The organism is Streptomyces sp. NEAU-174 (genome assembly GCF_052665095.1).
Genome location: NZ_JBQTCE010000005.1, coordinates 519,856 through 544,656, shown reverse-complemented (window position 1 = coordinate 544,656; position 24,801 = coordinate 519,856). Strand labels below are relative to the sequence as shown.

General features: G+C 65.3%; 5 protein-coding genes. 1 reads left to right on the top strand and 4 read right to left on the bottom strand.

Annotation, left to right across the window (positions count from 1 at the left end):
- Positions 1-3: 3 nt before the first annotated feature.
- Positions 4-19,899 carry a UvrD-helicase domain-containing protein gene (locus ACT2CW_RS18030; protein ID WP_445517307.1) on the top strand — a complete coding sequence of 6,632 codons (19,896 nt, stop codon included), beginning with the start codon at positions 4-6 and terminating at the stop codon, positions 19,897-19,899.
- Between the two features lie 28 nt (positions 19,900-19,927).
- On the opposite strand, the gene ACT2CW_RS18025 is transcribed toward ACT2CW_RS18030, so the two are convergent.
- The 4 genes from ACT2CW_RS18025 to ACT2CW_RS18010 form a co-directional block, all read right to left on the bottom strand.
- Positions 19,928-21,109, bottom strand: a complete 1,182-nt coding sequence (locus tag ACT2CW_RS18025) for a hypothetical protein (protein WP_445517306.1) — start codon at positions 21,107-21,109, stop codon at positions 19,928-19,930.
- 930 nt (positions 21,110-22,039) lie between these two features.
- On the bottom strand, positions 22,040-22,522 hold the full coding sequence (locus tag ACT2CW_RS18020; RefSeq protein WP_445517305.1) for a gamma-glutamylcyclotransferase family protein: 483 nt from the start codon (positions 22,520-22,522) through the stop codon (positions 22,040-22,042).
- Between the two features lie 18 nt (positions 22,523-22,540).
- Positions 22,541-23,086: a GNAT family N-acetyltransferase gene (locus tag ACT2CW_RS18015; RefSeq protein WP_445517304.1), complete on the bottom strand. Its 546-nt coding sequence runs from the start codon at positions 23,084-23,086 to the stop codon at positions 22,541-22,543.
- A gap of 28 nt (positions 23,087-23,114) precedes the next feature.
- The gene (locus ACT2CW_RS18010) at positions 23,115-24,452 is read right to left on the bottom strand and encodes a hypothetical protein (RefSeq protein WP_385205995.1); all 1,338 of its coding nucleotides are present in this window, start codon (positions 24,450-24,452) and stop codon (positions 23,115-23,117) included.
- Positions 24,453-24,801: the final 349 nt, after the last annotated feature.

The window sequence follows — 24,801 nt, the reverse complement described above, 5'->3', positions numbered from 1 at the left end:
GCCGTGTATCAAACGCCCCGTCAACTCCCCGCACTTGACGCACACGCGGCAGGCGAAGCGATCGTCTACCGCGCCTCGACCCCTCCGGATGCCGGCCCTTGGCAGTACCGTCTGTATGCCATCGGCCCGCACGGGCCCGAGGCAGCAGTCACCGAGCGCGGAAAGTTCCTGCTGGTCAGGGTCGACGAGAACGAGGGTGTTCACGAAGTCGCCGGACCACGGACGCTGCTTCACCAGCAGTGGGGTGAGCAACTTCTCGACCGCCTGTGGGAGGCGCTGGACAACGACGAACTCCCTGTTGAATCCGCCGACGCGGGCGCCCTTGCAGCAGCTGAGCAGGGCATCGTCGCCGACATCCTCAGTGGTTCGGAACCTACAGACGAGGGAACGCCAAGGCCTGCCAGGGCCGCTTCGTCAGATACCTCGAACGCCCCGGCGAATGATCAGCAGCGCTCCATCAGCGATGTGCCTGAAAGCGCCGCGGACTTCGCACCCGGTGACATCGTGTGGCACCGCGACGGAGAGACCTCGCAGGACGGTGAGGAAGAGCCGCTTGAGGCGGTCTTTGTCCAGCTGTCCGACGAGAGCGAGGGCGCCCTCCTGGTCCAGGACGTGGACGGGGACGACGAGCCCTACCTCATCCACCTGGACATGGTCGTCGCCCGCGAGCGCCTCACCGCCGGGTCGCCCGCTGGTGCCATCCGCTTCCGGCCGCGAGGCCAGAACGATCTCGGCCCGTCGGGCCGTGTCGCCCGCATCCGTGCGAACATCGCGGCACTGCGCGTCCTTCATACCCTGCGGGACGAACAGCGTCCGGCGACGGCGGCCGAACAGGCCGTGCTCGCGCGGTGGAGCTCCTGGGGTGCCGTTCCGGAGATCTTCGACCCGCGCAAGCGCGAGTTCGCCGGCCTCCGCGGCGAGCTGCGCAGCCTTCTCAGCGAACAAGAGTGGTACGCGGCCGAGGCGACCACCCGCAACGCTCATTTCACAGACGCCGCGCTGGTCGAGCCGATCTGGCAGGCGCTCAAAGACCTCGGGTTCGAGGACGGCCGACTCCTGGAGCCGGGCTGCGGCAGCGGAAACTTCTTAGCCTTTGCTCCGGATACAGCGCAGATGACCGGTGTCGAGCTCGACCCGGTCACCGCCGAGATAGCCGCTGCGCTTTACCCGGACGCCGAGATCCGCGCGGAATCCTTCGTCGACACGCGGTACCCCGAGGGCTACTTCGACGGCGCTATCGGAAACGTCCCGTTTGACGAGGTGGCGCTCACCGACCCGGTCCACAACCCGCTCCGGTTGCCCACCCACAACCACTTCATCGTCAAGGCGCTGGAAATGGTCCGGCCGGGCGGCCTCGTAGCCGTCCTTACCAGTCGCTTCACCCTGGACTCGATGGGCAAGACCTCTCGTTTGGAGATCGCCGACAGGGCAGACCTGGTAGGCGCCGTACGGCTGCCCGCTGGCGCTCACCGTAGAGCGGCTGGCACCAACGCCGTGAGCGACCTGCTCATCCTGCGGCGACGCGACGACCAAGCCCTCGACATCGTCCCGGAATGGCTGGGACTGGCCCCGGTACAGGTCGACGCGGAAACCAACGTCATGGTCAACAGGTACTTCGCCAGGCACCGCGAACGCGTGCTCGGCAAGATCAGCGTGATCAATACCCAGTACGGCCATAAGGACATCACCGTCCATCCAGACGCAGACACGCCCTTGCCGGAAGCTCTGAGCGATGCCCTGGCGACGATTACCCGGCAGGCCCGCGAGTCCGGGCTGACCATGAGCGCATCCCCTGACGCACTCCAGAGGGCAGAAGTCGAGCGTCGCGCCGAACGGATGCGCCGCGCCGAGGAGATGTTCGGTGAGGAACTTAGCCGATTCGAGGGAACCCTCCTTGACCAGGAGGACGGAACCTTCCTTCAGCTTGTCGGGGGTGAACTCGTCGAGCGGCCCCTATTCAAGAACTCCGTGGAGGAACTGCGTTCCCTACTTAGGCTGCGCGACACCTACGTCGCCTTGCTCAGCGTCGAGTCCTCCGGCGACGGTGAACGAGCCACGGCCCTGCGGCAGCAACTCAACGAGCGGTACGACGCGCACGTCGGGAGCTACGACTTCCTTAACCGGCGAGACACCCGGCGCGACCGTCGGTCGGCCCACGGGTGCTTCCGGACCGACCCGTACGCCGCGGGCGTGTACGCGCTGGAAATCTATGACAAGGAAGCGGGCACCGCAAAGAAGAGCCCGATTTTCACGCGGGCGGTCAGCAGCCCCAAGTCGGAGCAGCGCACCGCGGACACCCCGCAGGACGCGCTGGCCATCAGCCTCAACACCTACGGGAAGGTCCAGATTAGCGAGATCGCCAGCCTGCTGGGCATCGACTCCCTCGACGAGACTCGGGATGTCCTCGGCGAACTCGTGTACAACGAGCCGGGCACCCAGCGCCTCGTTCCCGCCGCGGAATATCTGAGCGGCAATGTCAGACAGAAGATCCAGCAGGTCGAGAACGTCCTACAGATGGTCTCCGACGATTCACGGAGCCAGCACCCCTTCCAGCGTAATCTCGCCGCACTGCGCCGCGTACTGCCGCCCGACAAGCAGCCCGGCGACATCGAAGACATTCAGTTCGGTGCCACCTGGATCAAGCCCAAATTCTATGAGCAGTTCCTGCGCCAGCTCCTGCAAACCACCTACCTGACAGTGACTCGTGTCTCGGGAGCGGACTGGGAGGTCGAGGCGCCCTCGAACGTGCGCAAGTCGCGTGCGGCGACTAAGGTGTACGGCACCCCAAAACGCAACGCGATCGACCTCGCTCAGCGGATGCTGCGCAGGGCCTCTCTCGTCGTGCATCCGCCCAGGCTTGATGAGGACGCTGCCGCCCAGGACATCCTTGACGCCAAGCGCTGGGCCGCTGAGCAGACCGAGCAGACCATCGCCAAGTCGGACGAGATCAACCGCCTGTTCGCGGACTGGCTCTGGCAGGACCCTGAACGTTCGGTTGAATGTCTCGCCGACTACAACCGCCTTTACAACTCGTACGTCGCTTACGAAGGCGACGGGAGCCACCTCACCTTCCCGGGTCTCTCGGACGTGATCACACCGCGCCCGCACCAGCGGGCTGGCGTCGCCCGAGCACTTTCTGAGCCCGGAGGGAGCTTCTTCGACTACGAAGTTGGTTTCGGAAAGACGCTGACCATCGCCATGACGTTGATGGAAATGAAGCGTCTGCGAATGGTTAACAAGCCCTGCGTCGTTGTCAAGAACGCCACGGTCAACGATTTCCGGAACGACTTCCTCAAGGCATATCCGGGTGCCAGGGTCCTCGCAATCGACAGCAGCGAGTTCACAAAGGACACCGCAGCCGCCTATATCGCCCAGATCGCCAATGGTGACTGGGACGCGGTCATTTTGCCGCAGTCCCTGTTCAAGCGAATCCCGATGTCGGGGCGCGGGCAGGAGCAGTTCGTCGCTGACCAGACTGCTGAATACCGGGCCCGTATTCACCAGGTGCTGACGGGCAGCGACGAAGCCCTGTCCCCGGAACTCAACCCGGGCGGCGATCCGCTCGTCTCGGAAGCGCTGGACACCGTTGCCGCCCTTGGCGGCACGAGCGGTGCAGCCCCGACCAAAGACACCGTCAAGAAAATGCAAGGCGATCTCAAGCGCCATACCCAAAGGGCAGAGAAGAACCTGGTCAAGCAGACCACGAGCGGGATCAGTTGGGAACAGACCGGCATCGACTTCATCGCCGTCGACGAGGTGCAAGACTTCGCCAACGGCGAGGTCGGCGCCAACAACAGCGAACTCGCCCTTCCCGTATCAGCTCAGGCCAAGGACCTGAAAGTAAAGATACGGACAATGGAAAAGGCCTATGGTCCCAAGGTGGCGTTAGGATCTACCGGAACGCCTTTCCCGAATGCCATGCCGCAGGCCTTCGTCATGCTCGACTACTTCCGTCGGGACCTGCTGGTAGCCGCCGAGATCGATGCATTTTCCTCCTTCCAGGCTCAATATCTCATGGACCGTGTGTCCCCTGAGATATCACCCGAGGGAATTCCCCGGATGAAGGAGCGGATCGGCGCCTTCCGTAACTCGCGGTCATTCCATGTGCTGTGGAAGACGATGGCGGATGTCAAGACGAAGCATGACATCCAGTTGCCGGTACCGAAGCATGTCAGTACAACCGAGGTCGTCGCTGCGACAAACGCTGACCGCGAGTACATGGAAGACATTGCCTTCCGTGCCGAGGTCGTGCGGGCTGGAGAAGTCGACGCATCGGTAGACAACCTGCTCAAGATCTCCAACGACGGTCGGCTTGCCGCTATGGATTTGCGGATGGTCGGAAGTACACCCGACGGCCCCGGGAAGATCGAGGCCGCTGCGGACAGGATCTTCCAGATCTACCAGGAATACAAGGACCGCGCCTACACCGACCGTGAAGGTGCTCCCAGTGCGCTCCCAGGCGCGCTCCAACTTGTCTTCGCGGATCGCGGCACTCCGTCCGACGAGAATCGCAAAGCCGGGAAGTTCATCGCCTACGACTACCTGAAGGATCAACTCGTCGAGCGAGGCATCCCGGCCGGACAGATCCGTTTCTCCCAGGAGGCTAAAAACGCCGAGGAGAAGGAGGCGCTGTGGTCCGCCTGCCGACGGGGACAAGTCGCAGTCGTAATCGGCTCCACCGACACCATGGGAGTCGGCGTCAATGTCCAGGACAGGGCGATCGCGCTGCACCACCTGGATTGCCCGTGGCGGCCAAGTGACGTCACCCAACGCGAGGGCCGGATCGTCCGCCAGTTCAACCAGCACTTCGACCAGAAAATCCCAGTCCAGGTTATCCGCTGGGTGAAGGAGGGGTCTTTCGACTCTTTCATGTGGCAGACCGTGGAGAGGAAAGCCCGGTTCATCGACCAGGTGCGCACCGGCCGGGACCTGGAGGAACAGGACCAGGCACTGGATGGTGACCTGGGCAAGGACTACCTGGAATTCGGCGAAATCAAGGCCATCGCCACAGGCAATCCATTGCTGTTGAAGAAAATGCAGGCCGAGGAAGAAGTACGCCAGCTGGAAGCGGCCTACACGAACTGGAAGCGTACCAACCAGCATCTGCGCAACGTGGTCGACACCGGGGACGAGACCCTGGCGAAGGCCCAGGAGAATGCCGACCTGGTTGGAAGGGCGGCGGGAGCATATACGGAGACCAAGGGTGACTCCTTCCGGATGGAGCTGCCCAACGGGAAGACCGTCACGAAACGCCAAGACGCTGCTACTGCTCTGCGCACCCAACTAGCACTGATGCACCGGCAGATGCGGGGCGCGGACGCCAGCTCCTGGGAGCACATGGCGACCCTCGGCGGTCAGGAGTTCCACGCCCGGATCGACGCTTTCAACGACTACATCGGCTTCAGCATCCGCGGCTTGAGGGACGTTTCTCAGGCAACGTTCACCGTCTCCGACGTTAACGCCGTGCTCAGCGACGGCAAGCCACCCCTCGGCCTGATCACCCGGATGGAGAACCAGGCTGAGAAACTCGATGGTCTGCACGCCACCCTGCTCGCCGTGGTCGACGAACTCAAACAGGAGATCGACCGAGCCCAAAAGCTCGTCGACCAGCCCTTCGCCAAGGCCGACAAACTGCGTAGAGCACGAGCGGACCTGCTTCAGCTCGAAGCAGAGATCGACACCCAGGCAGGAGCCGGTAGGGATGACCAGACCGAGGACGAAACCTCCTCCGGCACCGGTCGGCAGGACAGCGGGGCCGCCGAAGCCGACGAACTCATCCAGGTGTTCCAGGACTGGAGGGGCGCACCGACGTTCGTCACATGGCGCTTTGAAGCGAGTCGGTCCGGTAACAGCTCCGCCGAAGACTCCCAGCGCAGCCTGGTCGAAGCCGCAGGCGATGCCCTCATCGAGGAGATCCGACAGCAGCGGCAAGCCGCGGCCGCGGAAGGGCGCACCCCGGACTTCCGCGCGCTGGAGCAGTGTCAGGCACTGTTGGAAGCCGCGAGCGCTTACCTCGACGTACTGGGTAGCTTGTCCGACGACGATCTCCAGCACGACGCCCAGGAGGTGACACGGGAACTCATCTACGGCGTCAGGGACTATCTTGCGCAGGCCGACCGTGCCCCTACCGCCTCGGATACTCCTGCCGCGGCAGAGAACACACCGCACCCTGCCGAGCCGGTGCCTTCCCCTAGCCTCGCAGAGCGGGAGCCACCGCCGGCGGCAGGGCGGCCAGTGACGGTTGGTGCAGGCCCCCATCGCCGGGCTGCCGAGCCGTACGCCGACCGGACCGAATCCTGGGCCGCAGAGCAGAGCACCTTGGACACCTATCGCGCGTGGGCCGAGGAGTTCGGATCCCGTCTCGATGAGGACAGTCCCCAGGGGCAAGCTCTCGCCCGCGCAGCTCGACAGGTGTTCTCCGAGAGCTCGCAGACCCGACAGAGCCGACTCCTGGGCTTCGCAACCTTCGTGAACTGGGAGGCGGGCCAGGCCCTCGCCGACGCCGCACGCGCGATCGCTGATCAGTGGGACCGCGAACAGCAGGGCCATGCGGCAGTGAGCCGTACCTGGGAGATGCACGCGGCCGTCCGCGATCATTTCGCCCGCTATCGGGCGACCACAGAGGACCCGCAGAGCACAACGTTCCTGCAATGGGCCGGAACAGATGAGCCGATCACGCTCGACGACGAGGAAGCCCTGGAGTTCATCCCGGGCCTGTCACTATTCGATGAGTACACCGTGACGGGCCCCGACGGCATGAGGACCGACCCCGCGACCGGAGCCGACCTGGCGGCGGGCATCGCCCAACTCCTCGCCGAAGGCGTTGTGGTGGAGGAGGCCCACGACGGCCTAACGCTGACCGCCACCAACGGCACACGCTTCGACATCACCCCCAGCACGCTACCCACGTTGATGCAAGACAGCGATGACGGCCCGGGACTCCGGCCGGGCGAAGATGATGACTCCCTACTGGAGCAGCTCATCGCCCAGGACATGGCAGCGATGGCCGGGGCGGGCTGGACAGAGATAGTGCACCCATTCGGGAGCCAGCAGGAAGCCATCGCCGAGCGGGACAGGGTAGAGGCCGCCTACGAGCAGTGGGCGGCTACCCAGACGGCCCTGCCGATGCTGGTCGACGCCCAGGAAGAACTGGCCGGTGAAGAACTCGGAGTCACCAACCCTGCGGGCTACGTCGCATCGTGGCATCACCGCAGCCGTATGGCCGCCACCGCCGCAGGCCCTACGGGCGGGCGCATGGTCGTGGAGCAGTTCGAAGGCCTGGCGCAGGCCGCTCGCCGTGCGGACAGTCACCTGGCCGAACAGGGCGCGTACGACTCTGAGGCCGACCGGGCTCTCCTGATCCAAGTGGCGGACAGCGCCGCCCGGTACGCCCAGCGCCTGGCAGCCACCCTGGACGTTCTGGCGGAGCAGCGCGCCCAGGATGACCCAACTCAAGCACGCATGCACGAGGTACGGGCGCTGGAAAGCGCGATCGAGTACCTCACTGACGAGGGCGACACCTTCCGCATGAACAGGCGCCGCAGCTCGTACACCGACCGTGAGGCCGCTGGCACCCGCATGAGGCAGGAACTGCTCGACGCATTAAGGGAGTTCGCTGAACTCCCGCCGGAAAGGCAGAACCTCGACACCGACGCGCGTGTTCTGTACGGACACATCCGGGGCATCCCGCTGTATGTCGGCTGGCGCGACCTCGGCGGACCCCAGGCCCGAGCGGTGCTGGGATTCGATCAGCTGTCCCTGCTGGAACACGACAGTTTCACCGCTGCCGAGCTGGAAACTCTGACGCCGTCGCAACTGATTTACCGCATCGACGGCAGACTGGCACTCGATGCCCTGGCGGCCATCCGCGACCGGGAACTGAAGGCTATTCAAGCTCTTCTTGTGGCCGAGGCAGAAGGCGAGACCGGCGCAGGTTCGACCGAGGCGCAAACGGAGCAGCAGCCGGGCGCGGACTTCGAAGCCTCCGCTGACGGCCGGGGGGCTCCGGCTCCAGCTGCGCCGGAGGAGTCGGGGACGCCACTGCAAGTGTCCGAAGAGCAACGGACGAGCTTGAAGCCGGTCCATCAGGAGACACCGGGCACCACTCGCATCCAGGCGCAGAAACTTTCGGTGCTCCTCGGCTTCTACACCGACCCTGGCGAACTCGTCGCCGGCCGGGAACTCATACGAGAGACGGTCGTGCAGTTCCAGGAAGTGGCAAAGCAGCGTACGGAGAACACCCCCCAGGGGCCACACCTCGCGGGTCTGGTCGCAGAAGTCTCCGAAGCGAGCTACGCCCTCGACGCTGCGCCGCAAGTCTCCCCAGCCGATATCTTCCCGCTCTACGACCGCCTCGCAGCGGCTGCCTCCAGCCTCGCCGACGAGACCGACGGCGACCTTGCCCAGAAGGCCCACACACTCCTCCAGCGCACCGAGCGGCACCTCGGCCGCATGCACGCCACAGGACGAGACCTCTTCGACGTCCTCCTTGATGCGTCTGCGCTCGACACAGGTTCGTGGCCCGTGCTTGCCCGTAACGACCCCCTGAAAGAGCGGCCGACTCCCTACACCGATAACTCCCACCTGAACTTCGCGCGTCAGATCATCTTCGAGACGTACGACCGCTGGCCACAGGTGTACAGCAGCACCGGCGGCGAATTCAGCGACCTGCTGCGTGGCGCCATGTGGGAGATCCGGCAAACCAGCGACACAGCGGTCGGCACCGCTCTGCCAGACTGGATGAACGTAGTCTCTTACGCCCTGGCGGCGGCTGAAGAAGCCGACGAAGGAGTGAGCCGCAGCGTCCTGCGAGATGTAGCGCAACGCGCATACCAGCATCATCAGAGCCTTGCCTCCTTCCAACTCGCTGCCGAACGCTCGGAGCCGTACGGCGCCGAGCGGTCCTATACCGATGGAACGGGCACGGTGGCAGGCGCCTGGGACGCCTGGATGGCCACCGGCACCGCTGCCGACCTCGCCCGACGAGAGATGGCGGACCCGTCAGCAGATGCCCCGCAGTCGCACCAACGTCACGCTCAGGAAGAGATGCGTGAGGCCCTCTACGCGGCCGACTGGGCGCAGACGGACGACGGCACCCTCGACGAGGTCACCCGGCGCGCGACGAAGGCGGCCCATGCCGCGTACGCCCTCGTGCTCTGCCTTCGGGAGGGCAGCTACCGTAACCGCGAGGACGCCAACGTCCTTACCCGGCTGGTGCGGACGTGCTACGAGCATGCTGCGGCATGCCGTGTTTTCGACCCAGACGCTATCTCCGCAGTGCGTGGTCAGCTGGCGGAACGCCAGGACCAGCTCCGTGCCATGCGACCGGACGGTACGCAGACGACTACCAAGACGGAGCCGTCAGCGGCCCGGGCCTCCGACGCCGCGCTGTTGGAGATCGAGCACCACTACCGCGGCACCGTTGTACGAAGGGTGACTAACGAGGCGAGCGACACTCCAGTTCGCGGGGCGCTGGAACGCCACGGCTTCAAGCTCTCGAAGGACCAGACCTTCTGGTACCTGCCCCGGCGCTTGCTGCTGACCAACCGCGACGTACACCTGAGGAAGCTAACCGATGACCTCACCCGCCTGGGCCGCCGATACGAGGTGGACGACGAGCCGCCTCAGCAGCCACAGCCAGAGATCACCATCCCCATAGGGGAACCGTATATCTCCAAAACGGAGGCCAGCCAGGACTTCGAGGAGATATCCGCAGCCCTGTGGCGCATGCAGGACACCCCAGCCGGACGGCGCCTGATCACCCGAGGCAGAGACGCTCGTCCGGACGGCGCCGCCGTCTGGCTCGCGATGGAAGAACTGCGCCAAGGCCCCGTGGGCAGCAACCGCGACCCCTTCGTACATCCTGCCGAGGACGTCGTCAGCCGGTGCACCACACTCGCCCAAGCCGCCCTTACCCTCGCTCACAACCTCGAAGAAGAGCGCTACCGCGCTCCCGTCGCGCTGCCACATTTCCGGACTGTGACGCAGTACGCCACGCTCCTGGCCTCGCGCGTCACGGCCACCGCGGCGCAGGAAGGGCTGTGGGAGGAACTCTTCGCCACACCTGGCACGGAGACGGCTACACCGGGTACCGAAGCGGATGTCACCCCCACCGTTTCCGACACGGCAACCACCACTGGGACCGAGAAGAATGCCCCGGAGTCTGCTGGAGCCAATGAGCCCCAGGCTGCTTCCGACCTGATCGAGCCGGGCCCGGCCGTCGACCCTCTTACGGCGGGTCCCTACGGCGACGAGGAACTGCGGGCAGCTGTTGATCACCTCCAGTACCTGTACCAACAAGCAGCCCAAGCGTTGCCCACCTGGCACCGCCCCGATGGGCCGCCGGGACCGTCCGGCGACGTAGAAGCGTGGTACCGGGGTCCAGGCAAGATCGAGGTTCCTGAAGGGTTCGTGCCGTACACAAACGACGGAGCCGCCCTCAAAGTCGGTGACGTCATCCGCGAGGGACACCCCCGCTGGCTCGAATCCAAGAAACTGTCCTACAAGACAGTCGTGATCACCAGCGGCCGAGACCATGGCGACGGCTACTACCGGGCCGACCCGAATACGCGTGTGCATCCCCGAGAGATCGTTGCGGTACCTGCTGACTCTCGGCTCCTCGCCGGAGCCGAGGAAGACCGCTACACAATCCGCGGCACCTTCTGGGACCGGTGGAAAACCGCCGAGGTAGCGGGTGACGCAAGCATCCGAGGTGAGTTGCCGCTGCCCGCGACCATCGATGCGTACCGCCAAGCTGTCATCGCCACCAGCGCACTCGCACACATCCTGGACCAGACGGCGGTGCCCTACGAGGCCGAGGCCCTGCTGACACGACTGAGCGAAGCGACTGAACACCACATCGTCCGACTCACGCTCACACACCGGATCGCCGACGAGCGAGCGGAGAGCAAGCAGCAGCGGCAGCAGGAACATGAGCCGCAGCAGGCGAACGATGACGAACGGCCGTCCCCGACCGAGCGGGCTCAAAAACGCGCCGAAGTCGAGGCAATGATCAACGAGAACCTGGCCCGGACGCACGGGATTGCCCGCGAGCGGGCTGTACAAGTTGCCTTGGCGGACCCCTATGTGCAGTCGATATTCGAGGGCGCATCCAAAGAGGAGATGCGCCCGCGCTTCCGCGAATGGCTGCGGGTCCGGAACATCCCCGACTCCGACGGTACGGAAGGACGCTTCCAGGACTGGTACCGCGACAGCGGGCCGGACGCCGAGGACACTGGCGCTGCCGAAGTGTTCGAGCAGGTGTACGCGGAGCTATCCGCGGCAGCAGGGCATGCCTCCAACCAGTCCATCGCCGCAGCCCCGCAAAACGAGACACCAGACGCATCGACACAGCCGCAGTTCGACCAACCCGCCGCCCTCAGCGCTGAGCAGAACGTGCTGTTCGACACACTCGATGGCGCTGACGCGCAGACAGCCGCAGCAGCGCCGGCCGAGGCCCATGCTCCCTCCGCCAGCAGTGACCCGATGGGCACACCGCTGGCAGAGGAACACCTCCAGTTCCTGCCACATCGCCCCGAACCGCGGCGTGAGGACGATGCCCGGCTAGCTGTTGTGACGACACTGAATCTCCCCGATGGCCAGGTCCGCGATGTCCTTCTGCTCCTTCAGGCCGTCGAGGTAGCCCCCGACACCGGCGATGGCCCGATCGTGCGCGGAGCGCAGATCGTCCCGGCCAACGCGCTGATATCCACCAGTCTCAATGGCCGGTGGCTCCCCGCAGACCTGTTGGCCATGGCCGACGCACGGGTGCTGCCTCTCGCCGCCCCCATTCCGTGGCCCGAAGTGGAGCAGCTCGCCACGCTCCCCGCACATCGAGCCCGACTTGCGCTGCCCTTGGGAACCTCGGCGACCGACAGCACAGACGCCGCATCAACGGCCCGCACCGAGCGCCAAGCCCCACGTCAGGCTGCGGAGCCCACACAGGCACCCGAACAGGGTGACGCGCTGCGACAGCAGTTCGACGGACTCGCCGGTCGACTCATCGTCGGCCACATCGGCGCCGGCATGCCGACGGAGCACCCCTCTGCAAGCCCTACGCCTCACACAGCCGCTCCGGATGGGGAAGCCCCGCAAGCTGAAACAACAGCAGCCGACCAACAAGCAGCGATCGGCCCCCGGCAGGAGGAGGCCCCCGAGCCGCCACCGACGTCAGAACCGGCCAGTAAGCCGCAGCAGCAGGAGGAGAGCGTGACGGTTACCGAGCCGGAGCCGACGCAAGGCCCGTGGACCAGCCGCATCAAGATCATCATGGAAAGCGGCGCCACTTTCGTCACGGGCACAGGCGGTGATTTTTGGACGCAGGAGAGAGATCTTCGTGAGCTGCTGAAGAAGAACAGGAACTTCGCGTTCCGGGGCGGCCGGTGGCGTTACCAAGGTCGGGCCGCCAACCGTGAGCGAGTCCTCGACGAGGTCAGGGCCTTCCTCGCGGCCAAGGACGCTCAAGAAGCAGCCGCTGCTCCAGCCCCCTACAAGGAACTCCCGCCCACCGAACAGCAGCAGAGGATCATCGACGCCTTCATGGCGGGCCAGGACATTGTGGTCCAGGCCCTCGCCGGGACCGGTAAGACCTCCACCTTACAGATGCTCACGCGGCGGACTCCGGAGCAGCGGTTCGCATACGTCGCGTTCAACAGCAGCATCGCAGCCGAGGCCAAGCGGAAGTTCCCCAACAACGTCACCGCGAGGACCAGTCATAGCTTTGCCCGAACCGCCATGCAGAACACCCCATTACGGAAGAAGATCGAGACAGCTGGCCGCAACGGAGGCGCGCGCCGCCCCAAGGACGTGGCCGCCGCGCTGGGTATCACCGAGCCCTTCGTCGTGGCGCGGGTCAAGGGCCAGACTCAACACATGGGTGCGGAGGACGTCGCCCGGGTGGTCACGGGCGCGATACGCCGATTTCGGGAAAGCGCGGACGCGGAACTCGCCCCCCAGCATCTCGGCGAAAAGTGGGCGAACAGCCCCGCCGCCGCAGCCCTGTTAGACGTCGCCCGCCGTGCCTGGGCAGACATTAAGGATCCCAACAGCGACAAGCTGTTCTTCTCGCACGACGACTACCTCAAACTGTGGGCGCTCACCAACCCCCGGCTGAACTATGACGTGATTCTCTTCGACGAGGCTCAGGACATCAACGCCGTCCTTAAGAAGGTGATCCAGGACCAGAGCGCCCAGACCATCGTGGTTGGCGACTCCAACCAACAGATCTATGAGTTCCGCGGAGCAATCGACGCCCTCAAGGGCTGGCCGGCGGACATCGTGCTCCCGCTGACGCAGTCCTGGCGGTTTGGCCCCGAAGTGGCCGAGGTCGGCAACGCCTACCTCAAGATGCTCGGATCGGACCTGCTGCTGGAGGGCAACCCGAACCGGGACACCGCCCTGGGCCCGGTGGAAGAACCCGACGCCGTCCTGTGCCGGACCAATGTCGGGGCGATCTCCGCCGTGTTCGCCGGGTTCGAGGCAGGCAAGAGGGTGGCACTGGTCGGCGGCGGCCGCGACATCGAAGACATCGCCAAGGCCGCACAGGACCTACTCCGAGGCCGTCGTACGAAGCACCCGGAACTCGCGAACTTCGAGACGTGGCGTGAAGTCCGGGAGTACGCGGAGACCGACGAGGAAGCCAAGACGTTGCAGATGTTCGTCCGGCTCGTCGACCGCTACAGCCCAGAAGGTCTTCTCGGCATGATCGGGGACCTGGTGCCGGAAGACGCGCGAGATGAGGAGACCCGTCCAGAGCTGGTGGTCTCCACCGCTCACAAGGCCAAGGGCCGTGAATGGGATCTCGTGCGCATCGGCGCCGACTTTCCCCAACCCAAGGAGAACACCGAAACCGGCGAACTCGACTTGCCGTCGGCGGAGGAACTGCGATTGGCATACGTGGCCCTCACCCGTGCCAAGCAACGACTGGAGACCGGTTCCCTCGGGTGGATCTACGACATCGCCGACATGAGTCCCCGGCACACCAATCAGACTGCCATCACCGCACAGGTAGAACAGCAGACGACGACCGAAACCGAACCGGTACCGGAACCGGAGCCGACCAACAAGACCCCCACCGCGGCCGAAGCCACTGAGGACGAGAGAACGGCGATCATCCACGAAGGAAGCGAGAGCCGCACCGCCACGCAGGCGGAAATCGCCCAGTCGCTCGGCGACATGACCAGCGCCGACGGGACCTCTTACCTCGACCTTTTCAACGAGTCCCTTGCAGAAGGCCGGACAGGCGGCACCTCTCAGGCCGAGGATCTCACTGCCGACGAGCCCTTGCCACGTGATCCGAAGGAGCTGGAAGAGCGGGTCTCGGCCGACTATGCGGCCATGGCCGCCGGCCCGCGCTCGGCCGACACCGGCGGCGACGGCTCAGGGGAGGCAGAACACAGCGATGCCGAGCTCGCCTCTGCGGCGCAGGCTGCGCAGGTGGCCCCACTGCCATGGGACGAAGACAAGATCCGCAAGCGGACGCAGGCAGGAACCCGAAGGAGCGCGTCGAACGGCATCCCCAACCTGGCGCGCGATATCAGTCAGGCGGTAGGGGACAACCAAGCGCGTGCCGTCTGGGAGCAGGACCACCCCTTTGCCCAGTACGAGACAAACCTCCACCACACATTGGCCGCGTTCGACGCACAGGACACGGCAACCCGGTCCCTGGTTGAGGAGGTGGCCACCCAGCTTCAGAACCAGATCGGCCGGATCGCCTCCCGGGCGGCCGAGCACTACAACAGCCTGATCGCCCCCAACGGTGGAGATCCGATTCTGCTAGCGGCACTCGACGAACAGTTGACGGCCGACAACCGCCTCCCCGAGCTGAACAACCCCCTCGTCCGCGAGGCCCTGATCCTCGTGCTGCGCACGATCGACGAATCCGAGCGCACGGCCCGAAGCCGCAAGCTCAAGCCGACGGCTGTCCGCAACGCTCTTGACCAAGTGGTGGGATTGGCCGGGAGCACCAGCGTCGACGGCGAACTCTTCCCCCACCTAGATGCTGCCCTGGCCCCGGTCAAGGTCCAACTCGATACGGCCCGCGAGCGCATGGCGGAAATGGGCCTTAATGCCACGGTCCTGGACAAGTACACACACCTACGCAGGCTGATCACCACCCATCAGGAGCAGGCTGCCCAGGACGCAGGGCAGGCCGAGGGTTCCTCAGATGCTACAGAACACGACGGAACCTCGGCGGCGGAGAACGAGCAGGAACAGCAAAAGACGCCGCCCGGGCCGCTCACCGATCGGGACATCGCCGCCGGACTCAGCCGGATCTCGAACTGGGACTTCGGCCAACTGATCCTCGACATGGATCGGGACAAGAGGAGGTTTCCCGAAGTACAAGACGGCTACTTCCGGCTGCCGGTCGGTCCCGGCAATGAGGAAGGCCGCGATCGGGGGAGCGCCTATTCGTCCCGTGCAGGGTTGGACATCGAGATCAAGGACGTGTCCGACACGAGGCTTCGGGCAGGGCGGGTCACCTGGAACAAGGCGCTGGCCTGGATCGCTCCGGCGCTGACTCCCCTCCGGCGTGCGCTGGTGACCGAAACGTGGCGGACCAGCAATCTCCTGGAGCGTACGAAGGACGCCTTCTTGGCAACAGGGGAGTACGGCCGCTACGCGGCTGTTCACCAGGAAGTACGCGATCTTCTCGGCTTTATGAAAGAGACGATCACCACCGAGTCACTGGAGGCCCACCTCACAGGGCGGGTCGAGAACCTGAAGGCCAAGAACCGTCTGTCAGCCCAAGAGACCGGTGACAGCCTCATCAGTGTCGACGAGCTTGCTGACCCGGAAAGTGCCCGCGTGCGGGCTGCCGAAGAAGCGGCGCTGGAACGAGTGAGGCAGATGCAGGCGGTGATGCCTGAGCGGCACACGGGGATGAAACCGTTGCGTGAGGTCAAGCCGGGGGACGCCTTCTGGCAGGTCTCACCGCAGAATCTGCCGTTCGTCGTACGGCAGCGCCCTGTCGCGCAGGGCGATCAGGTCATCATCGAAGGCGACCTGGTAACTGGGGCAGGCCAGTTCGTTCCCTACACCTGGACACGGCGCGAGAACAGCCTCGACGACGTATGCCAGCCTCTGCTGCTGCCTCAGTCGCTCGCCGACCTTGTTGATCTGCCGGCTGACGGACCGGACCCCGCGCAGCCGTCTCTCGCCGAGACCCGCATGGAGGCGCAGCGGAAGGCGGTGGAGGCTGCGCCACCGACACCGAACGCCGGGCGACAGGAGACAAGCGAGCGCCTGGCGGGGCCGACTACGCTGCCGGCTTCTGCACAGGGCGGGCGATCCCGGCAGCCCGAACAGCGACGGTCGCCCTTGCCGGACGGGGCAGCCGGAGCAGCGGGTGCACCGGCAGGCCCGAAGCCGACTGCACAGACGCCGCCCGGCGTCCCTACAGCGGCAGAGTCTGCCGCACCGTATGGAGTGCTGGACCACTACCTGGTCGACCTCGACATGATGCGCCGCACATACGAGGAGTGGGCGGCGTGCACGACCGGTCAGCGTCTCCTGGACGAGGCCCGGGAACTGCGCGAGGAGACCGGCGTCGACGACGCGAATGAGGCTGGACAGATCAGGAAGCGGTTGCACACTGTCCTGCTCGTCGCGGTCGGGATCGACACCGACCCGCAGGAACTGATCGCCAGTTACGAAGCGCTGGCATCGGCCAGCACTGAGGCTGGAAGGTCCCTGGACCGCCAGCTGGGCTTTGCCTCGGTTGAGGACAGGCGGCTTCTTCAGCGTCTGATCGCACAGGCCAGGGCACAGGCTGCTCGCCTGAGTACAACGCCGGGGGCCGAAGGGATGCTCAATGGCGCTCTGCAAGGCGTCGCACCGGTACAAGATCTGATGAAGGCTGTAGCCGCCCTCACGAACGAGGCCACCCCTGCCGCGTCCATCGCGGCGACGCCGGACTCGGAAGAGTCCGCAGTACAGGGTGTAGCGCCCGACGGGGAGACGGCAGAAGCCGAATCGACGCCTGGAGACGGCGACGTAGAGGACCCCGTGGTGACGGTCGAGTCGGCGTCCGAAGAGGCAGAGGAAGCCGATCTCACTGCCGGGGCCGATGCGGAGCCGGACGACGGCTTCGACTTCTGGCACGACGTGATTGGCGATGACCTGGTCGTCGGCGGGGTGGTCTACAGCAGCAGCGAGTGGGAGCCGGATGGGGAAGGCGGAGTCCAACGGCGGCAGGAGCTCGACGAGATGGCCGACGCACTCAGCGAGGGGACTGGAGCCGTCACAGCCACCACCGGGGCCGATGCCACGCCCGGCGGGGAGGAAGAGACACACCGACCTGTCGACCTGCCCGTCGGTACCGATCACGGCCTGTCGGCCGACAGCAGCCCCGAGGAGGAGCCCGTGGCGAGGACCGCAACCGGTACGGGGGAGTCGCCCTCCCCCGAGCCGCAAGGCACCGACAGGATCCAAGACGCCTTCCGTCACGAAGCCGCAGAGCAGAAGAAGCGCTTCACCGAAGAGGCCATGACTGGTGGGACACCAGCCGAAAGGAGGAAGGACGACCTCGATCTTCACTACGAGACCGTCCGCGCGATGATCTCAGGCCCCAAAGCGGCGGCGCAGACCTCGCCCTCGGAAATCCGGTCTGGGGGCGCTGGGCATGACGAGTTGGACGAAAGGTACACCGAGCTGCGCGGACAGCTTTCCTTGATCCTTGGGTCCATCGGTGCCGAACCGATCCTGGAACAAGCGTCGGACCAAGCGGAGGACGCGGCCGACGCCGCAGCTCTCGACGCGGCCATGGGCGCGGCACAGCAGGAGGCCGACTCCTATTGGGGCACTCCCGAGTGGGAGATGATCCGCCAGGTGAGTCAGGCTGCACAAAGCCTGCGAGTCGCCGTACGCACAGCGGTTGGAGAGTACGCAGAGACGACCGTTCGCGACATTCGCGTCCACGGACTCAGCCGGGCTATCCAGGCCAGGACCGCGCGGGCAGTCTCGCACGCAGCGTTCCTGCTGGCACGTCGCCTGGACCGTGGCGGCCGACGTGACTCCAGCGCTTGGCGGGCGGTGTGGCGATTGCACCGGGCCGCCACGACCCGTGCCGACCGGCTCACCGGGCTCCTGCCCTCTGGCCAACGCGTCGACCTGGCTGATCAACTGCGTGGGGCTTGGCAATGGCTTGCCGTGCGTCTCCCCAACCGAGAGCAGACCGAGGCTGGCGAGGATGCGGTACCAGGCCGCCTCCGGACCTTGATGGCGCGAGGCTTTGCGACCATCCAGCAGCACTATAAAGCCGTGACCGAACGGATCGGCGACCTCGCGCGGCACCCGGTGTGGCAGCGCGTCACGTCTGCTTTCGAATCCGCTCGCGAGATATTCGACAAGGCACGACTTGGTGTGTACCGGCTCGCCGGGAGCGCTGCCACCCTGGGCACGGGACGGATGCTGTGGGTCCGCACTGTGGAGATGATCGCCCACGGTGTTCGGACGCTGCTGGATCGTCTGGCACGCAACGGCGGACGTGACAGCCTGCGATGGAACGCACTGCGTGTCCTGCACCATGCCGCCGAGGAGCACGTCTCCCACCTCCGCGGCATCCGGCCGGAAGATGCCCGCAGCCCTCTGGGCACGTACTACGACCCCGACGGTATGGAGACCGATGCACCGGAGACCACGCCGGACTCGCCGAGCACCACCTCAATGGCAAAGCCGAATGCGGATGACAGGCCCAAAGATCCTCAAGAGGACGAGCGCCCGCCCGAGGTCGCAGAAGACGCCGACCTTCTGCGAAACGCGGTCGAGCTGGTGACCACGACCAACTCGGTGAACCAGCTCACACTCCAGCGTCGCTTCAGGGTCGGCTACCAGGAATCCGGTTCACTGCTCAAGCGCATGGAGGAACTGGGGATCATCAGCACCCCGACGAGGGGCAACCGCACGGTCTTGATGGAGCCCCAGGAGGCGCTTCGTACCGTGAACCGAGCCAGCTCGGCGCAGCAGGCGATCTCGCACTGGGCATCGGCCCATGATCCCTTCCGTAGCCAGTGGTTCAACGACGTACGAGCGGCCCTGCCCCGTGAGCCGCAGCGCGAAGGCTATCCAACCCGTGGAGAGATGATCAGCCTGCTCTTCCACGAGAACACCCGAGTTGTCCGGAGACAGGCGGACCGGGAAGAGGCCGGCCAGCGAGCCAACCGTGCGATGGAGCTTTACCTGACCGGGCGAGGGAACGAAGTTCCGGGAATGCTCGCGGGCGAAGGCTACGCCTACGTCCGTAGCCCCGGAGGCGGTTGGGAAGCTCAGGAGAGCCCGGTCCACGATCCGGCGGCAGGTGCCGCGCCCGAGGCGCCGTCGTTACCGCAGCGGCGACGGGCGCCCGAGTCCGCTATCGCAGCAGCGTCGCCGACAAACCGCACTGCGTCCCCTGATGCAGCGCCGAGCGTCAGCCAGCCGTCCCCAGGCTCAGCCGAAGACAGGGCAAGGAGCACCCAGCGTCTCTTGCAGACTCAGGCAGCTCGGCTCCAGGACCGCGGAAACTTGGCCAGGGCCGTCGCGACGACCCCGGCGGAGGAGCGCAAAGCCACTCTGTTGTACGACCTCGCGGACAAGACGAAAGCCGCCGCCCAGCAACTCGCGGCTTCGAAGAGCGGTGGGGTAAAAGAGCCGGCATCAGGGGAGGTGATGGCAGAGCCATTCCTGGCTGCGCTACGGGCCCACGCGGCGGCCAGGGGAGCAGCCCTGCCGGACGATGTAGTGCAGAGTGCGTGGGCTGCCGCAGTCAAGGCAACCACCGCGATGCGGAACCAGACGGCAGAACCAGTGGGCGCAACTACCGGTACGGCGCCGAACGGACCGCAGAGTAAGAACCGTCACGTGGCACCGGAGCAGCAGCACCACCGGAACGGCCGTGCCCCGAGCACGCCTGGGATGAGGTAGGCATGACGCCCGGGGCACGCGTTCGGCTTCAGCCGCGGGGGTAGACCGCGAGTACGTCGCGGGTGCGGAAGACCCCGTGTCCATCGGCGGCGAGGTACATGGGGACCACGGCCGCAGAAGGCAGGGCCGTAGCCTTGCCGTCGCTGAGGTCGACCCGCGCGGTGTCACGCCGAGGGATGTTGGCTCCGTCCGCGACGATCGGCAGCCGTCCGTACAGGCCGGTGGCGTCCGTTCCGTCGCTGGTGTGGACGACGCCGTATGCGGTGCCGTCGCCACCGATAGCGCTCAGATCAATGCCCTTGCTGTTGGACGTGCTGGTGTAGCAGCGGCCTTTACGCTTCTTGAGGTCAAAGCCGACCTGGCCAGAGACGAGGAACCTGCCGCCCGGGCCGAGGAGAGTGGAGGTCTGCGCAGCGCCCGGCTGGAGCGTTAGCGAGTCAGCCGAGGTGCACGGGACCGAAGCGAGAACGCGTCCGTCACTGAGGTCGTGGACCGCGAAAAGCGTCTTCTGGTCCTCCGCGAGTGCAGGCTGATCGGTCTGCGTATGGTTCTTGTGCCAGGCGGCGATGAGGTACTGGCCCGTGGCAGCGAGAGGAATGCCAGTGTTCATGCCTGCGGGAGCGACCGCGGTGCTCGTCCAGGAATCACCGGTGCGGAAGCCCGTGGTGCACGCAGTACCACCGTTTCCCCACTGGTCACAGCCGGAGGTCTGCTGGAAGGCGGACACGACACCGACGGAGGTGGCGAACGCCGGAGACGCTTCAGCGGTGCACGTACCGCTCTCACAGTCTCGGATCCTCGCCATGGACGCCTTGACCGTTCGCTGCCTTCCGGTGGCGGAGTCGATGACGGTGGCCTGACTGCTCACACCGTTGTCGTCAGACCCGATCAGAAAACCGGTGTCCGTGGCCACGAATGACGCGGAGGCGTCCTGCGGCGCCAACAGGTCCAGGTGATGCGTGGCAGGCGCCTTGGCGGGAGAGTCGGCCGACAGGATGTCGATGCTGATGGCCTTGGATGCCTTGCCCAGTCCTTCATCACCGGTCTTGCCTTGGCGCGCCAGTAGAACGCGCTCGGACCCGCCCGCCGACTGGACGAAAACGCCGGTGCGTGCACTGGCCAGGGCCTTTGGCGTGAAGGTCCAGGCGACCTTTCCCGTGTCCAATGAGTATGCCTGGACACGGGAGCCGTCAGCGGTCGTCTGGATCACGAGTCTGCTGCGAGGGGCGATGGCAACCAAGGGAAACCCACTCGACCCTGCCGTCATGTCCTGCGCCTCTGGACTGGCCTCGACACTCCACCCAGCGGATGTATCAAAACCGTTCGGGGCGGGGAGACGGACCCTCGCTGCTTCGGAGGTGGTCCAGCTGGGGGAAGGGTTGCCCTTGGCCCCCGCGCTGGAGGAGTCACAACCGGACACGAAGCCGAACGCGACAGCGACCGCGGCCGCCCCAGCACCTCGTGCAGCACGGTTCCGCGTCCTCGCCCGCCGTAACGAGCCACGTCCGGGGCCGAGCCGAGCAGACATCAGGCGATGGATCATCAACCCTCCATTTGGACCGCAAGCTGATAGATGTTGGAAGGGGCAGGTGCGGCGCTCACACCGACCTTAAGTTCCTTAGGGTTTCCGGACATAGGGTGTCGCCGGTCACGTATTTCTCCATCAGCGGCGTCAGGTTGTCCACTGAATCGTTCGAGCTGATGCCCTCATAGCAGTCCTGCCAGCGCCAACGTGTCATCCCCTCGGGCTACCGGGAGATGGCGGCCAGCAGCCCCTCGCCTGGCACCCCCGGACTGGTCCAACCAGGGGCATCGGAATTCCACCGTCCAGTTCCCAGTCCGGGAGACCTGGGTCTGGGAACGCGAGTTCTTCACCGAGAACCGCGGACTGCCACAAGCGCGTCACCGATGTCTATAACCACTGCTCCATCGTGCTCGACACCCACGACGGACTCTCCTACCGGGCGTGTGACGCCAGCCTGTCACCGCGATGCGGTCGTCGCCGAATTCGGGATGTGCACGGATCCCTTCCCGGGCCCCAATGCGTTCAAGGGCATTCCGGGGGTTACCAGAGCCACAGCACACGCCGCCGAGCTGTGGCTCGGGCCTCCCATCTGCGAGAGGCCCGAGTTGCGGCTGATCAACAGGCTGGCGAATCCCGCTGCACGGTACTGGCCTTGAAACGCGCCGTGTAGGCCGAGAGGTGACGTGCTGCGAAGTGGTCCGCTCGCCAATCGTGAGGAAGTACTTCCTCGCCTGGCCAGATGTATGCCCAGCCCGTGGACTCCTCAGCGAGTGAGATTCGCCGGAGGTCATATCGGGCATCCTCGAAGTCGTCGAGGATCTTCCATTCGGCTTCGCTCAGGTCTTCCAGGAGAAGCCCGGTCGCAGTCTGCCCGGGGGCTGGGACAAGACCGGGGTAGACGCGGTGTTCGAGAGCCGCGGCTCTCCATCCCGGGGCCGTTGTGGGCTTACCAACCGGTATTCGGCCGATCAAGCCTTCCAGGACCGTAGGGAATTGCAGCGTCCCGTACACAAACAGGACATCAGGGCGAGCGGCTAGACGGTGCCGGTGACTGGTTGTCAGCGGGGCCTGGCTCTCGGTGGTGACACAATGGCGCATAGCGTGCGTCTTTCTTGATCAGTTCGAGGGGAGGAACATCGCATCGTAGACGGGGCTTTCCGGTGCGTGCTTGATCTGTCCCATGATGCTGTAGCCCCAGCGTAGGTACGCATCGTGGGCTGGCTGGTTGCCGATGATGCACGTCAGTGTCGTGGCGCTCTCCGCCCGCCCAGCAATGACCGTGTCGTGGATCTGCCGTCCAAGGCCGCGGCTCTGGCACTCGGGAAGGACCATCAGCTCGCGCAACCAGAAGACTTGGCGGTCATCGGCGAGCTTCCGTAGCTTCTCCGGCCTTTGATCACCGAGGGAGAGCCACCATGGCTTATCAGCCGGCAGTGTGGCGCCGTGCACGTATCCGACGATCTGTCCGTCTTGCCAGGCGGTCACTGTCTCGAACCCTTCGGAGCCGAAGGCGGCCACAAGGCGGTCGCGGAACATGTCGACCGAGAAGAACGGGTCACCGACATACGGGGGCTTGTCGTACACCCTGGCATACACGCTGATCAGCTCATCTGCGATGCCCTTGGCCGACGGCCCATCATGCCGCTGGAAATGCACATCCACGCTGAACGACTTCCCTTCTTTTTGGAGATCAGGCGATGCACTCGCTGATCTGCTCCAACAGGTCCCGTACCTCTCGGCTGCGATGGTGCGGGGCCAGCCCTCGATGGACGATCCTCAACTGCTGGGCAGTACGTGTCGAGGACATTCCGCTCTCGATCAGGCGCAAGGATTCTGTGGCGGCGTCCACGCTGTGGTTCAGGTCACCGTTCTCCAGTGCAGCGGCAGAGAGCCGCCCGAGGCACATGCCCCGGTTTCGGGAGTGCTCGATGTCTTGTAATTTCTCTGATCGCGCGAGGAGTTTTTGTGCGCGAGCACCCTGACCAAGATCAAGGCGGCACATGCCTTCAAGGCAGACCATTTCGGCCTCGTTAAGGAAGGTCGTCCAGTCCGGATCGCGGTCGTCGCGCCCGCGCTCCCATGCCTGCCAGGCGTCCCGGATGCTCTTCTCGCAGGAGATGGCGTCACCCAGAGTGGCGTGACCTTGCGCTTCCCTGATAGCTAGGAGAGCCGCGACGCGAGGAGGCGCAGCCCATTCCTTCGCGTGGGCCTGCGCAAGCCGGGAGAAACGTACGGCCTCCCTACCCTTATTGAGGTCAACGGCTTGTCGTGCCATGTTGCTGAGGGTGCGGCTCGCTAGTTTGTCATCGCCGGTGAAGTTGGCAGTATTCAGTGCCTCGGAGAAGTAATACCGGGCTTCAGCTTGCAGGCCGGCGTCATAAGAGAACCAACCGAGGCTCGTGGTGAACATGCCAGCGAGGCCGTGGAGCTGTCGGCCAAGTGCGTCGTCATAAATGCCACGGTCAATCATCTGATGAACCCACATGAGATGAGCCCGTGTCGGGCGCCACAGCCGATTGGCCCCAAACCGCTGGTCTGTTGCATCCAAATCGTTGGCAGACTCACGAAGAAATTCAACTTCGGCCTCCTCAATACGCCACTCCATCGCATGGGCCGGGCCAGTACCTGGGGGCGTGAGCCACGGAAGACTCTGCCCGACAGTGGGGCCCCCGGGGGCGGCGACCGGACGTGGCGAGGGAACCTCGACCACGGGTGTAGGAGGGAGTGCAGGCACCACCGCGAGGTCCGGCTGCTGCACGTCATGACCTGGGGTGAACCCGAGGGTGTCCACTGGTCGTTGAAAGTACTCCTCAAGGACCTTTCGCGCGGGGGGATGTGGCCACGGAGGATTTTTACCCTCCCACTTGCTGTACTGCCGGACGCTGACCTCCACGAGCGTGTCGAGCTTGCCGTCCGCATGCATACGGGCTGCACACTCCGCCAGCTTGCCGACGATCTCCTTCTGAGTGAGGTTTGCCGCCACGCGCAGTCGCTTCAGTGGGCTGCTGGCTGGCGTTGACTCGGCCATGGATGCCTCTCACGGTCGCTTTCCTGTGCCTCACCGTAGTGCTTGCCTGACGCGCAGGGGGAGTTGTCCTCCGGCAATCGGCCTGCCAAGGGGCAGAAGGGCGGGGAAAGGGCGGGGAAAGGGCGGGGAAAGGGCGGGCCGAGGGCGGGTCAAGGGCGGCGAAGATTCCGGTTAAAAGACCTGGTCATAGCCGCCAATGTTCGCTGCACTAGGTGACCCGCCCAGCACGCACAGTGCGTGCTGGCAACAAGCGGTAGAGACCGGGAGTGCATGATGGCGACACCGATGGCGATGCCACCGATCGGGGCCGACATGCTCAGCGCCTGGCTCGCCAAGGCAGCGCCTCAAC